Origin of the sequence: Vibrio sp. CJQ_6 (genome assembly GCF_043106745.1) — a bacterium.
GTDB lineage: Bacteria > Pseudomonadota > Gammaproteobacteria > Enterobacterales > Vibrionaceae > Vibrio > Vibrio furnissii.
Genome location: NZ_JBICMV010000021.1, coordinates 82,781 through 96,605, shown reverse-complemented (window position 1 = coordinate 96,605; position 13,825 = coordinate 82,781). Strand labels below are relative to the sequence as shown.

16 protein-coding genes and 1 pseudogene are annotated in these 13,825 nt (G+C 54.8%); 7 read left to right on the top strand and 10 right to left on the bottom strand.

The genetic code is table 11. From position 1 onward, the window contains the following. The first annotated feature begins 26 nt into the window (after positions 1–26). Positions 27–623 (top strand): LysE family translocator, encoded by a 597-nt coding sequence (locus ACF8PK_RS11250; protein ID WP_055465458.1) that lies wholly within the window; start codon positions 27–29, stop codon positions 621–623. Here ACF8PK_RS11250 and ACF8PK_RS11245 read toward each other — a convergent pair. The 4 genes from ACF8PK_RS11245 to ACF8PK_RS11230 all read right to left on the bottom strand — a co-directional run bounded on the left by ACF8PK_RS11245 (position 620) and on the right by ACF8PK_RS11230 (position 2,711). After that, positions 620–1,051, bottom strand: coding sequence for a YccF domain-containing protein (locus ACF8PK_RS11245; RefSeq protein ID WP_004727441.1), 432 nt, complete (start codon positions 1,049–1,051; stop codon positions 620–622). The genes ACF8PK_RS11250 and ACF8PK_RS11245 overlap by 4 nt on opposite strands. 9 nt (positions 1,052–1,060) lie before the next feature. Then, positions 1,061–1,351: an antibiotic biosynthesis monooxygenase gene (locus tag ACF8PK_RS11240; RefSeq protein WP_055465456.1), complete on the bottom strand. Its 291-nt coding sequence runs from the start codon at positions 1,349–1,351 to the stop codon at positions 1,061–1,063. A 61-nt stretch (positions 1,352–1,412) separates the two neighbouring features. Then, entirely contained in the window at positions 1,413–2,135 is a 723-nt protein-coding gene (locus tag ACF8PK_RS11235) for a sulfite exporter TauE/SafE family protein (RefSeq protein WP_004727439.1), read from the bottom strand. A gap of 180 nt (positions 2,136–2,315) precedes the next feature. Then, entirely contained in the window at positions 2,316–2,711 is a 396-nt protein-coding gene (locus ACF8PK_RS11230) for a rhodanese-like domain-containing protein (protein WP_004727438.1), read from the bottom strand. Between the two features lie 178 nt (positions 2,712–2,889). On the opposite strand from ACF8PK_RS11230, the gene ACF8PK_RS11225 reads away from it, so the two are divergent. Next, positions 2,890–3,825, top strand: a complete 936-nt coding sequence (locus tag ACF8PK_RS11225; protein ID WP_392441335.1) for a helix-turn-helix domain-containing protein — start codon at positions 2,890–2,892, stop codon at positions 3,823–3,825. 48 nt (positions 3,826–3,873) lie between these two features. Here the strand turns inward: ACF8PK_RS11225 and ACF8PK_RS11220 are convergent, their stop codons facing one another. Beyond that, positions 3,874–4,380 (bottom strand): cysteine hydrolase family protein, encoded by a 507-nt coding sequence (locus tag ACF8PK_RS11220; protein ID WP_392441332.1) that lies wholly within the window; start codon positions 4,378–4,380, stop codon positions 3,874–3,876. Positions 4,381–4,491: 111 nt separating this feature from the next. On the opposite strand from ACF8PK_RS11220, the gene ACF8PK_RS11215 reads away from it, so the two are divergent. Continuing rightward, positions 4,492–5,457, top strand: a complete 966-nt coding sequence (locus ACF8PK_RS11215) for a GlxA family transcriptional regulator (protein WP_392441329.1) — start codon at positions 4,492–4,494, stop codon at positions 5,455–5,457. A 132-nt stretch (positions 5,458–5,589) separates the two neighbouring features. Beyond that, positions 5,590–6,489 carry a DMT family transporter gene (locus ACF8PK_RS11210; RefSeq protein ID WP_143679735.1) on the top strand — a complete coding sequence of 300 codons (900 nt, stop codon included), beginning with the start codon at positions 5,590–5,592 and terminating at the stop codon, positions 6,487–6,489. A gap of 73 nt (positions 6,490–6,562) precedes the next feature. Here ACF8PK_RS11210 and ACF8PK_RS11205 read toward each other — a convergent pair whose 3' ends face one another. After that, positions 6,563–7,198: an NAD(P)-dependent oxidoreductase gene (locus tag ACF8PK_RS11205; RefSeq protein ID WP_014257834.1), complete on the bottom strand. Its 636-nt coding sequence runs from the start codon at positions 7,196–7,198 to the stop codon at positions 6,563–6,565. Between the two features lie 142 nt (positions 7,199–7,340). On the opposite strand from ACF8PK_RS11205, the gene ACF8PK_RS11200 reads away from it, so the two are divergent. Beyond that, complete coding sequence (locus tag ACF8PK_RS11200; protein ID WP_014257835.1) at positions 7,341–8,234, top strand: LysR family transcriptional regulator; 894 nt, start codon at positions 7,341–7,343, stop codon at positions 8,232–8,234. 72 nt (positions 8,235–8,306) lie between these two features. Here the strand turns inward: ACF8PK_RS11200 and solA are convergent, their stop codons facing one another. The 3 genes from solA to ACF8PK_RS11185 all read right to left on the bottom strand — a co-directional run bounded on the left by solA (position 8,307) and on the right by ACF8PK_RS11185 (position 11,257). Continuing rightward, positions 8,307–9,440, bottom strand: coding sequence for an N-methyl-L-tryptophan oxidase (gene solA, locus ACF8PK_RS11195; protein WP_392441324.1), 1,134 nt, complete (start codon positions 9,438–9,440; stop codon positions 8,307–8,309). A 99-nt stretch (positions 9,441–9,539) separates the two neighbouring features. Continuing rightward, the gene (locus tag ACF8PK_RS11190; RefSeq protein ID WP_392441322.1) at positions 9,540–10,853 is read right to left on the bottom strand and encodes a methyl-accepting chemotaxis protein; all 1,314 of its coding nucleotides are present in this window, start codon (positions 10,851–10,853) and stop codon (positions 9,540–9,542) included. Between the two features lie 242 nt (positions 10,854–11,095). Beyond that, a complete protein-coding gene (locus tag ACF8PK_RS11185; protein ID WP_392441319.1) occupies positions 11,096–11,257 on the bottom strand; it encodes a hypothetical protein in 162 nt (53 codons plus the stop codon). Between the two features lie 4 nt (positions 11,258–11,261). Between ACF8PK_RS11185 and ACF8PK_RS11180 the strand changes: the two are divergent. Continuing rightward, a pseudogene (locus ACF8PK_RS11180) lies at positions 11,262–11,861 on the top strand (GntP family permease); the annotation flags it as partial. Between the two features lie 90 nt (positions 11,862–11,951). On the opposite strand, the gene ACF8PK_RS11175 reads toward ACF8PK_RS11180, so the two are convergent. Next, complete coding sequence (locus ACF8PK_RS11175) at positions 11,952–12,422, bottom strand: Lrp/AsnC family transcriptional regulator (protein WP_392441316.1); 471 nt, start codon at positions 12,420–12,422, stop codon at positions 11,952–11,954. Positions 12,423–12,559: 137 nt separating this feature from the next. On the opposite strand from ACF8PK_RS11175, the gene ACF8PK_RS11170 reads away from it, so the two are divergent. Continuing rightward, on the top strand, positions 12,560–13,801 hold the full coding sequence (locus ACF8PK_RS11170) for an aminotransferase class V-fold PLP-dependent enzyme (protein ID WP_392441313.1): 1,242 nt from the start codon (positions 12,560–12,562) through the stop codon (positions 13,799–13,801). The last annotated feature ends 24 nt before the right edge of the window (positions 13,802–13,825 follow it).

Below are 13,825 nucleotides of genomic sequence, written 5' to 3'. Positions count from 1 at the left end.
TATCGCCAATTCAAGGAGCTTAATTCATGTGGACCCTATTGCCTTCGTTGTGTCTGTTCGCGTTCATCACCGCCTTCACGCCGGGGCCGAACAACTTTCTGCTCGCCAGCTCCGGCTCTCAGTTTGGTCTGCGCCAAACGTGGCGCCATATCATCGGCATTCGTGTGGGGGTCAGCGGGTTGATTCTGCTCAGCGCGGCAGGTGTTGGGGTGCTGTTGCAAGCCTATCCGCTCGCCTATACAGCGCTTAAATATGTTGGGTTTGCATACATGAGCTGGCTGGCCATCAAACTAATTTTGGCAGGCGGCAATCTGCACAAAAGCCACGCGGCCAAACCACTCACGTGCCTGCAAGCAGCGCTGTTTCAACTCGGCAATGTCAAAGCGTGGGCGGCCAGCTTGACGGTGGTTGCCACCTACACCCTGCCGTCGCTGTATTGGGTATCGGTGCTATGGATTCTGGCCGCGTTTACCGTGACCGGTGTGCTGTGTAATCTGTGCTGGGCGGGGATGGGAAAAGCGGCGGGCCGGTATCTCGACACGCCGCGTAAGATTCGAACCTTTAATTACAGCTTGAGCGGATTGACCTTTGCAACCATTCTGCCGGTGCTGTTTCAGGCTTAACGACGCTGGCCGTACCGGGCGCGGGCGGCCGCTTCTTTGGAGACAATCGTCTGGCCAATCGGGGCCAGCGAAATGACCGCCAGCTTGAGGTGTTGCAGGGCAAACGGAATGCCGATGATGGTGATAAAGCACGCCACCGCTGACAACAGATGGCCAATCGCCAGCCACACACCTGCCAGCAAGAACCAAATCACGTTGCCGATCACCCCAAAACCGCCAGTGCCGATGTCTTCTTTACCGGTCAGTTCATCGCGGCCAATCGCCTCCTGACCAAACGGAAAGAAGGAAAAATTACCAATGACAAAACAGGCGCGCCCCCAAGGAATGCCGACAATGCTGATAAAGGCCAGCAAGCCGAAAAACCACCAGGCGAGGCCCATCATCACGCCACCCAATAGAAACCAAATAATGTTACCGATCGTTCTCATGTCTTCCTCTTAAAACACACGTTGATAATGCTCCACCGTGGGAAACGGGTCATAAAAATGATGAAGCAACGCGCGCCACTGCTGATATTCCGCCGATTGACGAAACCCTTCGGTATGCGCCTCCAGTGTCTGCCAGTTGACCAGCAAAATGTAGCGACTTGGGTTTTCCATACAGCGTTGCAGTTGGTGCGACACATAGCCCGCCATGCTGGCGATAATTTGCTGCGCTTGAGCAAAGCTCTGTTCAAACTGCGCTTCCTGCTCGGGTTTTACATCCAGAATCGCGACTTCCAGTATCATGATTTTTCCTTAACTGAAGATGAATGGGTGTTTCAGCGTTTAACCTAAATGGTTCAATGGGTTACATCAAGCCTTTGATCAGCGCGGTCAGGCCACTGATCAAACACAGTGACAACGCGCCCACGCGAATTTTCTCTTTCGGCAGGGTTTGAGTGGTTTTACGCGCCAATGCGTACCCCAGCCATGCCGAGGGGATCAGCGGAATGGTGATGAGCAGATGATGCAGGGTCAAAAAGCCAGCCGGAATCTGAATGATGAGCGAAATGATCGAGCTGAAGACAAAAAATGCCGACAAATTACCGCGCAGTTGGTTGGCTTCTTGATGTTGCAACAATAGCGCCATCGGCGGCCCGCCAATCGCGCTACTGGTGCCGAAAAAGCCGGAGAAGAAACCGGCAATGCCCATGCGCGCAGGCGTCGGTTCAATGCGAAACGGCAGAAAACTCACCCCGACGGCAAACAGCACCAACACGCCCAGCCACAGCGCCAACACATCGGTCGAGACCCACACCAGCAGCAAACCACCAGCAATTGAGCCGGGCACGCGGCCAATCAACGCCATTTTCAAGCCACCGATGGAGATGCTGCTGCGATGCTTCATCGCACTGAGCAAGGAGATGAATAGCGCCACCAAACAGATCGGCGCGGGAACATAATCCGGCGAGACCATAAACAGCAACGGTGCGGCCACCACCGCCAAACCAAACCCAATTGCGGTCTGCACAAACGAACCGACAAAAATAAGTAACATCGCGATGAGCGCCGTACTGCTGAAATAATCCATGAGGGTGCCTGATCTCCTTATGATGGCAGTGGCAGCAGGGCGAGCGGTCACTGACGGTGTCTGCAATTGAATCGGTGGGCGAAAGCCGCAAGAGAACGAGAAAAGTCATGCGATTGCATGACTTTTGAACGGTAACAGTTTACTCAATTTTCGCAATAAAAACGTTTCACTTTGCCCCACTTAGGCGGAAATGAGCGCAAACCCTTCATCCAACCACCCGGTCACGCCGCCAATCATTTTTTTCACTGGCCGCCCCAGTTTTGCCAAACGAATCGCCGCTTTTTCTGTGCCATTGCAATGTGGCCCCGCGCAGTAGACCACAAACAGGGTTTCGGGCGGGTACGCCGCCAAGGTGCGCTCATTGAGGCGTGGATGCGGCAGGTTGATCGCGCCGTCAATGTGCCCTTCAGCGAACAGCGCTTCGCCACGCACATCGAGCAAAATAAAGTCCTGCGTGTGGTTGGTCAGTGCATGGTGCACATCCCAACAGTCGGTTTCAAATTGCAATAAGGTGGAAAAATGAGCAAGTGCTTGCTCACTGCTGGCCGCAGGAATTCTCGATACCGCGCTCGACATAATGACTCTCCTTTTCATGATTGATGCGTCAGTAGTGGTCATCATGGTGTGTCACCGTGATGTGTCACTGGAATGCGTAGTGTGCCGCACACTTTGCTCACGCGACACTGGCGCAAACGCCAATTATCGACAATATTACGCCAATACCTCGATCTCCGTTTCACGCTCAAGGAAGCTTATGCGCCGTATCGCCATTCTCACTCATGCCCACTGCTCGCTGTTTGAACTCGGCTGCGCCGTCGAACTGTTTGCCCTGCCCCGCCCGGAGATCGCACATTGGTATGCTTGCGACGTGGTCAACTTGGAAGGCGCGCCATTTGAGTCCACCGCAGGCGTCACCATTGCAGCCAAATGCGTTGCCAGCCTGAGCGATTACGATACCTTGGTGATTCCCAGCTGGCCGACGCAAGGCGACCCCGTGCCCGAGGTGCTTGCCCGCGAAGTGCGCGCCTTTGCCCAGGCAGGCAAACGCCTGCTGAGCTTTTGTTCGGGCGCATTTTTACTTGCCGAACTGGGCTTGCTTGATGGCCGTCAGGCCACCACCCACTGGCGTTATGCTGAACGGTTCAAGGCGCGCTTTGCCCAAGTCGATTACGTCGATGACGTGTTGTACGTGTGGCAGGATCCAATCGGCTGCTCGGCAGGTAGTGCGGCGGCGCTGGATTTGGGTTTGGCGGTGATTCGCCACGATTTTGGCTACAAGGTCGCCAACCAAGTGGCGCGGCGATTGGTGATGTCGGCACATCGCGCCGGCGGTCAATCGCAATTTGTGGAAGCACCGATGCTGGCGGTGCCCAACCAGTTTGCGGGCGCGCTGGATTGGGCGCAGCAACATCTGACATCGCCCATCAATGTCGACCAATTGGCCGCGCGCGCCAACATGTCGCGCCGTACCTTTGAGCGTAAATTTCGCGCTAGTTTTAACCTCTCGCCGAACGAGTGGCTGATTCAGCAAAAAATCGAGCGCGCGAAAGGATTATTGGAAGAAACCACGCTGCCGCTGGAACGCCTCGCGGAGCAATCTGGCTTTGACAGTGTGGTGACACTGCGCCACCATTTTCGCCGTTTACTCGGCGTCTCCCCCAAGCAGTATCAGCAGCAGTTTCTTCCTTAAGGGCTCGGCCAACGCTTACCTATGCGTCAGTCACGTGACAGTAAGTGCTTACAATTCATCCAATGTGATCAGCGGCACGCGGTCGCTTAAGGCGCGCAACGCAATGCCATGCACCATGGCATCCGGCGCGCTGCACGCGTCACTGAGTACACGAACCGAGTAATCACCGGCCGCAGGCGACAGCGCGGTGTGGGTGACGCAGTTTTGTGTCATCATGCCGCACACCACCAACTCACGGATATTTTGCGCGCGCAGAACATCACTTAAAGTGGTGTTGAGAAAGCTGTCGGCATGCTGTTTTTCCACCACCACGCTCGCGGACGCTTGGGCAAGCAACGCCGAATGCAATTTCACTCCGTCGCTACCCGTTTTGAAAAAGGGGGCCTCTGCGCCGCCGACATGCTGCACCAACACCACGGGCCAGCCGCGTTGCTGCGCGATATCGATGGCGGACAGGGTGTGAGCAAGCACCTGCTCTGCCTGATACTGCGGGTAAGCGCCCGCCGGAAAATAATCGTTTTGCAGATCGATCACAATAAGCGCCGAGTGACTCATGGTTGTCTCCTTTTGTTGTTAAGATGAATCCAGAGTATCCACCGATTGCATTGTGTTGTTCAGCGTCTAAAATGACTTTAATCGAGTCAAAAACGACAGCAAGGACGTTTCGTGAACCACATTCCGATTGCGATACTCGCCTACCCCGGTTGCCTGCTTTCTGCGGTGCATGGGCTGGAAGAGATGTTATGGATGGCAAACCGCGCCTGCGCCGAATTGGATCAGCCGTTTCAGTTTGATTGCCATGTGTTGCGCTGGCCATTGGATGCCACCACACATAACGATGTGCCATACGCGGTAGTGGTGCTGCCCCCCAGTCGTGAACGCGGTTTTGATGTCAAAGCGCCGGTTGAACTCACCGACTGGCTGCACACGCATCATCAACAAGGCGCGATTCTCGCGTCCGCCTGCGTAGGCGTGTTTTTGCTCGCCGACACCGGTTTGCTGGCGCACAAAGTCATCACCACCCATTGGGGCTTGGCCGAACTGTTTCAGCAGCGCCATCCCGAGTTACAACTCAACACCAACGACATTTTGATCAACCAAGGCGACATCATCACCGCTGGCGGCATGATGTCATGGATTGATTTAGGGCTTGAACTCATCGCGCAGTTTGCTTCGCCAGCCGTAATGCGTCAGGTGGGGAAATTGTTGGTGGTCGATACGGGCTTGCGCGAACAGCGTTATTACCAGCAATTCACCCCCAGCTTTTTGCACGGCGATGAGAGCATTGTCGCGCTGCAACATTTGATTCACCGCCAATTTGCAGCGCCCTTGACCCTGTGGCAACTCGCCGAGCACGCCAACGTCACCGAACGCACGGTGCAGCGCCGCTTCCTCAAAGCCACCGGACTCAACCCAATTCAATACCTACAACGCGTGCGGATTCAAAAGGCGTGCGACTGGTTGGAATCCACCGCGCAGTCGTTTGAGTGGATCGCCCATCACATCGGCTACGAAGACGTGAGCGCGTGCCGCAAAGTGTTCATCAAAATCATGGGATTAACCCCCAGCGAGTTTCGCCGCCGCTTCGCCCCGTCGCATTACACCGTCGATACCGTGGTGCAGGGTGACTGATCCCCACGCCAAACTCAGTGTTTTAAAAATGCACAAAATTCATTTTTAAAACACCTTTTCATTTTGAGTAATTCCTCTACAATAGCGCCACTTTTCGGCGCAGTCGCGCCCTCATTTTTGCAGGCTCGTTTCATGTCGAACCCCATTTCGCGCGCGATCACCTTGTTGGTGCTGGCCAACCTGTTGGCCTCGTTTTCTGATGTGTCGCTTAAAGTCCTCAACGGCGAAGTGCCCACCTTTCAATATGTGTTTATTCGCCAACTGATCAGCACGCTGATCATGCTGCCGCTGTGGTGGCGTTTGCCCAAGGCCGAACGCATGCAAGGCGGTAAATGCTGGGTGACTTTTTCGCGCGCGCAGCTGATCCTCATGGGCAGTGCGTGCGCCATGATTGCCATCACTTACTTGCCGCTCGCCACCGCCAACGCAATGTTCTACGTCGGCCCACTGCTGATGTTGCCCCTGTCGATTACCCTGCTCGGTGAGCGCCCGGCACTGAAACAAATTGTCGCTACCTTGATTGGTTTTGCGGGTGTACTGGTGGTACTGCGTCCGGAGCATTTTCACTGGGCGGCGATTGCCGGATTAGGTTGCGCGCTCTCAATGGGACTGGGGAATATTTTGATTCGCAAACTGCCGTCCGAGCAGCCCATGGCCGCCACGCTGTTTTGGACCGGCGTCATGACGCTGCCGCTGGCACTGATCCTCGCATTGCCACAATGGGCCCCGATTTCCTGGCGTCATCTGGGCTGGATTGTGGTGATCAATCTGCTGGTGCTGGGCTATCACGTGTTGGTGTTACTGGCGTACAAAGGGGTGGAAGCCAATCGCATCGCATTGGCGGAATATTCCGGCTTGGTGTTCGTGACTTGGTTTGGCGTGATGTGGTTTGATGAAGTGCCGGACATGCTCACCGTGGTGGGCATCTTGCTCATCGTGGTGCCGATGATGCCAGTCAAATGGCGTCGCTTGTGGCGCAAAATGTGGCGCACGAAACGCAACAAAGCGCTCGCGCAGCAAGAGCTGTCCTAAGCGTATTGCAGATGAAAAAGCCAGCCGTTTCGGGCTGGCTTTTGGTTTTCATTTAGCCGTGAATGGCGTGAGATTAGTAAGCAAAACCGATGCGTTGACGTGGGTGCGCGCCGCTTTCTAGCTCGTCAACCAACGCCGCGGCGTAGTCCGCAACAGAGATGCGGCTGTTGCCTTGTGCATCGCTCAGCAGTTGGTCACCGCCGACGCGGTAAGCGCCCTGTTTTTCACCCGGGAATATTTCCGCCGCTGGGCTCATGAAAGTCCAGTTCACGCTGCTGTCAGTAGCATTGAATACATCCAGCGCTTCACCTTGCGCCAATGATTCGGCTTTGTACGCTTCTGGGAAATCAGGCACGGTCACCAATTTCACGCCCGGCGCCACTTCCAGTGAACCTGCGCCACCCACCCAAAGCAAGCGTTCAACGCCAGCGTTTGGTAGTTGAGCAAGAAGCGTTGCTGCGCTTTGCGCCACAATCGCATGTGCACCTGTGGCACGGCCACCAATCGAAGCGATCACTGCATCAGCACCCGCCACAGCTGCCGCCAAGTCGCCACCGGCTTGCAGGTCATATTGACGAACTTCAACGCCTTCGGCGCTGACTTTGGCTGGGTCGCGCACCACTGCAATCACTTCATGACCACGTGCTTTGGCTTCTTCAACAATGTGACTACCAATCCAACCGGTTGCACCAAATACTGCTACTTTCATCTGAACTCTCCTCATCTGGAATCTGAATTTTTCAATGGATGTTTCCAATCAACGGAACTCAGTTTAGTTGCTAACCAAACCGTGAAAAATACACATAAACGATGTAGATTGTTTCAATATACGTTACTAATCGGAGATCGTGATGGACCGACTGACCGCGATGCGCAGCTTTGTTGAAGTCGCCAACACTGGCAGTTTTACCAAAGCCGCCGACAACCTGACCCTGAGTCGCTTGCAGGTCACGCGCCATGTGCAGGAAATTGAAGACTGGCTCAAGCAGCGCTTGCTGCACCGCACCACACGCAAAGTGAGCCTGACCGCCGCCGGCGAAGAGGCGCTGACGCGCTGCGAGCAAATTCTCGACCAAACGGCCGAACTGGAGATTCGCGCGCTGGAGCAATCACAATCGCTCACCGGCAGCATTCGCATTTCCGCCCCCATTGGGTTGGCGCAGCACCTGCTGCTCGATACCGTCGAAGCCTTTACCGAGCTACACCCGCAAGTGACGATTGATATTCTCGCTTCGGATCGCCTGTCGCAACTGGTCGACGATCGGGTCGATGTGGCGCTGCGATTTACCCAACAGCCGGATGAGAGCTTGATCGCCCGCCGCCTGATTCAAGTCGACACCGTGGTGTGCGCCTCGCCGCAGTACTTGCAAACGCACGACCCCATCATCGAACCCGCCGATCTCAGCCGCCACAACTGCTTTGTTCACCTCACCAACCACACTTGGGATTTGGTGCGCGACAATCAACACTTCAGCGTCAGGGTGAGCGGCACCGTTCGCGCCAATGACATGGAAATTTTGCGCAGTGCGGCGCTGCATCACAAAGGCGTGGTGTGGCTGCCGTGCGATCTCGCCAATCCGTGCCTACGCCGTGGTGAACTGGTCAAAGTGTTAGCCGATTATCACAGCCCCAGCAGCCATCTTTGGGCGGTGTATCTGTCGCGCAGCTATCAAACGCCCTTGGTACGCCAGTTCATCGACTTTGTCGCCGAACGCTGGCAAGACGACATTCGCGTGCCGATTTAAGCGCCATCCCGCAGAAACGCAGATGATAAAAAAGGAAGCCAAATGGCTTCCTTTCGCTGTGCATGCGCGTGGTTATGCCTGAAAACGGCTGAGCGAGAACAGCGAGATATCGTGCTCTGTTTCGCCGCGCACAGCCAAATCACTGAGAATTTCGCCGATCACGCTGGCGAACTTAAACCCATGGCCAGAAAAGCCAGCCGCGATAATGATGTTGTCGTGTTTCGGGAGGGTATCGATGATGAAGTGCTCATCGGCGGTCATGCTGTACAGGCAGGTTTTGCCATACATCAGGCCCGATGTTTGGGGCATAACCGTCGCCAGAAAACGCTCCAAATCAACACTGTCGACCACCGTGTCAAACGGGGCAATCGGCGTGTCGGGATCTTGCGCCTCGCCGCCATCGTGGCGACCCACTTTCAGCCCCGCGCCATCAATGCTCGGGAAACCGTAGTACATGCCTTGCGGGGAATCAAACGAGAATGCCGGGAACAAACCTTCGCCGTAGAGCGCTTCATCGGCTTCAAACCAAGCAAAGGTTTTGCGATTGGGCTGCATCGGCAGTGTGAAATCCAGTGCGCTCATTAGTTTGGTCGCCCACGCACCGGCTGAAACAATCACTTTATCCGCCACAATCACGGTCTCACCGCTGCGCAGCGTCACGCCATGGTCCTGAACGTCAATCTCATCCAGCGGATGATAGGTCAGTAGCTCCGCGCCATGCGCCAGCGCCAACTGACGATAAGCGCTGATACAGTCTTCACAGCGCAGCACGCCCGAAGTCGATTCAAAGCAGCCGATGTAGTTGTCAGGCAGCGTGATCCCGGGGAAACGTTGGTGAATCTCCGCAGCAGTCAACACCTCGATTGGCAGTTGGTACTGCTTCGCACTCGCGATAATCATCTGAATAAATGGCGAGCTGGCTTCGCCCATGTTGAGCACGCCCGTTTTGAGAAATAGCGTTTGGCCACTTTCGGCTTGCAGCGCTTCCCACAACGCTTGCGCGCGCAATGCCAGCGGCACGTACTTTTCGCCTTCGCCGTATGCGTGGCGAATAATGCGGGTTTCACCGTGGTGACTGGCGTGATGATGCGGCGGATCAAACGCATCCATCATCAACACTTTTTTGCCCTGTTTGGCCAGAAAATAGCCCGCGGCCATGCCCATCGAACCGGCCCCAACGACCACAACATCGTATTTCAAATCCACCTCTCCTTTGGCTGCTCGAACAAATACAGAGGGCGGTTCGGTGACCCGCCCTCTGCTTTACTCTAACTGCCTCGCTGGGCGATAGATACTGAAAAATCGTCAGCGGTGCGAACTGTTGACCAAATCGCCCACCACGTGCGACACGTAATCCGCCCCTTTGAGAATCTCGTGAATGATCTCAGACGCTTCGGCAATCAAGTCGGCATTGCGTGTCGCTTGTTCGGTCACTTCGACCATGCTGCTGCGTACATTGCCCACCAACTGGTTGTTGCGATCGACCATGGTGTTGATCTCTTCCGTTGAACGCGTGGTGCGTGAGGCCAGTGTACGCACTTCATCCGCCACCACCGCAAACCCACGGCCATGATCCCCAGCCCGCGCGGCTTCGATCGCCGCGTTCAGCGCCAGTAAGTTGGTTTGATCGGCAATCGATTTGATCGTGGTGACAATCTTGGCGATCTCTTCCGATTGGGTGTTGAGATCATCCACCAGCCCCGACGAACGGCGAATATCTGAGGAGATTTTTTCTGAATTATTGAGGTTCTGCTGCAAAATACTGGCGCCGCGTTCCGAGACTTGAGCCGTTTCCACCGACGTACTGTACGCCACTTCCGCCGCTTTCTGGATCGCCAATTGGCGCTCCATGCGTTCCGTAATATCGCACGCGATCTTGGTGACTTTGATCACCTTCCCGCGGTGATCAAATACCGGATTGTAGGTCGCTTCGATCCACACGCTATCGCCATTGCGACTCACACGGCGAAACAAGCCATTTTTCACCTGACCACTCGCGAGGTCGCGCCAAAAGCTCGGGTTCTGTTGATAAAATTCCGGCGGACAGAAGATCTCGTGATGCTGGCCTTTAATCTCTCTCAACTCGTTGTAGCCCAGCGTGTGGACAAAGTTATCATTGGCATCAATCACCCGGCCATCGACGGTAAATTCAATCACCGCATTGGAGCGATGAATCGCCTGCAACAATGCTTTGTCGTCCACCGACTCTTCAAAGTTTTGGGTGATGTCATTGGCGATTTTCATCACCCGCACCACGCGGCCATCCTGCTCAATCGGAATGTAGGTCGCTTCCAACCACACATCCTTGCCTTGTTTGTCCCGGCGCAAAAAAGTGCCTCGCTGCGGTTTGCCCTTGGCTAAATCAGTCCAGAACTGGCGATATTGCGGTTTGTCGACCAATTCAGGCGGACAAAACAGACGGTGATGCTGACCTTTGATCTCATCAAGGGTGTAACCCATCGTGCTCAAAAAGAGCGGGCTGGCATCAACCACTTCCCCTTCGGGAGTGAAATAGATCGTCGCACAGGAGTTGGCAATGCTCGACAGCTCCGCCTGCAGTGCATGAATGATTTGATGATTGTTATCTTTGGTTTGAGAATTGGTTTTACGAAATAACATGCTCACTCCCTTGCGTGGCCGCAGCGCGTGTTGAAACAGGTGGCACAACGCTGCATAAAAAATCAGCAAAACTCTTACTAAAGTTAACCTTATTTCGTGACATATCAATAAAATCACTTCAATTCTGACGTTCTATCCATGGCAACAATGGGTCATGCCGCGCGTCTAGCGCGGTACAGAAACAACAACGCCAGCAACAAGCGCTGGCGTTGGATGGGAATCGATGTCAACGGTGCCTTGCCTCAGCCAAGTACCTCGTCCAACGTCGCCTCGCTGACTGCCGCGCCGTTCATCAGCACTTGAATGCCTTTCTCTTCCAGCTCCTGACGCACACTGGTCGGGAAAGACGCATCGGTGATCACTGCGTCAAAGCTCTGAATATCGAGGGCGTGAAAAGTCGCCACTTTGCCGTATTTGGACAAAGAGAAGACCACCGCAAAACTTGAAGAAGGCATTTCAACCTCCGGGATCATTCTGCTGGTGACTGGTGCGGGCGGTGCGCTTGGCAACGTGCTACGTGAATCCGGCGCAGGCGCGGAGATCGCTAACCAAATTGCATCGCTGTCGATCTCACCGATCATGATTCCATTCATCATCGCAACATTGGTGCGCGTCATTCAAGGCAGCGGCACGGTGTCTATGATTACCGCGGCCTCGATTTCCGCGCCCGTGTTGGCGGAAATTCAAGAAGTGAACATGCTGTTTGCTGCATCTGCAGCGACCATGGGTAGCCTGTTCGCCGGTTACTTCAACGACAGCCTGTTCCACATTGTGAACCGCTTGATGGGTGTCACCGAAGTGCGTAAACAATTGGTGATTTGGACCATTCCGACCACCATCGCATGGGCGATCGGCGGCACGCTGATCATGACACTCAACCTGATTTTTGGCACCGCAGGCTCGATTTATGATCCGCTGCTACCGCTCGTCGTACTGGCCGGTTGCCTCTACTTTGTGAAGTCGCAAAGTCGCGCCGCCAACCACGTGGTCGCGCAAGCCAATCAATAACGTGCTCTCCCCCTTGTTCGCAAGGGGGTTCTTTTTTCAGTACCTGAGCACGCTTCTTCATTCTCTCTGTCGTCTTACGCCCTATTGCGCTCACTGCGCCGACGGCAGTGCTGGCGTGTTCTTAAAGCAATCGAGCAGCATGTACGAGTGCATACCGGAAATGCAGCGCGTCTGAAAGGTCTCGTTAATCAGTTGATTGAATGCCGTCATGCTGGCGCAACGCACTTTGAGCGCAAAATCGTGCTCGCCAGTGATCGAATAACATTCGTGGATGATCGGCGTTTGCTCAATCAGTGCCAGCAGCTTCTGGCGCGCATCCGGCTCCGACTTGCTGTATTGCACCATCACCAGCGCGTTGACATCAAACCCCGCTTTGGCTGGGTTGAGCACCACCGAATAACGCTCAATAACTCCCGACTGTTCCAGCCGTTTCAGGCGCCGAAAACATTGTGATGAGGAGAGATTCACGGCGTCAGCCAGTTCCAAACGCGGAATACGGCTGTCTTGGAGCAGCATTTCGAGAATGCGCACATCGAGGCGGTCTAGAGCAATGGAATGCACGATATCGTCCTTAATATCACTGTTTATGCTTGGTTTATCGCATTAACCTGCCCTTTTCAAGTGCAGATTGCCAAGAAGAACGCATGACATTGTTCGTATGATAGACATCATCATGTTCGCCAAGGAATGGAGCCACCATGCGCACACTCGACCTCGATTTTATTCGCCAACAATTTCCTGCGTTTGAACAACCTTCCCTTCAAGCTCAGGCTTTTTTTGAAAATGCTGGCGGCTCGTACCTGTGCCGCCAGGTGTTGGATCGCTTCGATACCTACTTTCATCAACTGAAAGTACAGCCCTATTACCCCAATGCGGTGTCGGGCAAAGCGGGTCAATGGATGGATGAAAGTTATCAGGCGCTTGCGCCTTGGCTGGGCGTTTCCGCCAACGAGATTTATTTTGGCCCATCGACTTCACAAAACACTTATGTGCTGGCCAATGCCGTGATGGGGTGGCTGCAACCGGGCGATGAAATCATCGTCACCAATCAGGATCACGAAGCCAACAGCGGTGCGTGGCGACGCTTAGCCGAGCGCGGCATTGTGGTGCGTGAATGGGCCGTCAACCGTGCCACCGGCATGCTGGAGTTAGATGCTCTGATGCCGCTGTTGAACGCCAACACCAAACTGCTGACCTTTCCGCACTGCTCAAACCTATTAGGTTACGTGAATCCGGTGGCCGAGATTTGCGCGCTGGCGCATCAGCACGGCGTGCGCACGGTGGTTGACGGTGTCTCGTTCGCCGGTCATGGCCTGCCGGATGTGCCCGCACTGGGTACCGATATCTATCTGTTTTCGTTGTATAAAGTTTACGGCCCGCATTTGGGCGTGATGGTGATTCAACCCGAGATGGCGGAAAAGCTCAGCAATCAAGGCCACTTTTTTAACGCCAGTGTGCGCGAAAAAGTGCTTTATCCAGCCGGTCCAGATCACGCGCAAGTGGCCGCCACAAAAGGGGTGGGCGATTATTTTTCGGCGCTGTATCAGCATCATTTCCCCAATGCCGACCACGCCAGTGACGCCGACAAAGCGCAAGCGGTGCGCACGCTGCTGCATGATGCCGAACTGGCCCTGCTAGCGCCGTTGATGACCTATTTGCAAGCGCATCCGGCCATTCGCATCGTCGGCCCGGACACGCTGGACAACCGCGCGCCCACGGTATCGATCACGGTCGACGGCCATGTGCCACTGGAACTGGCAGAAACACTCGGCAAGGCGGGCATTTTGTGCGGCGCGGGCCACTTTTACTCCTATCGCCTGCTGCAAGGCATGGACATCGACCCGGCATTAGGCGTGCTGCGTTTTTCGATGGTGCACAACACCAGCCCAGACGAGGTGCAGCATCTTATCGACACATTAGATGCAGTGCTGGGCGCGTAAACGACGCATGCTGATTCACTGAAC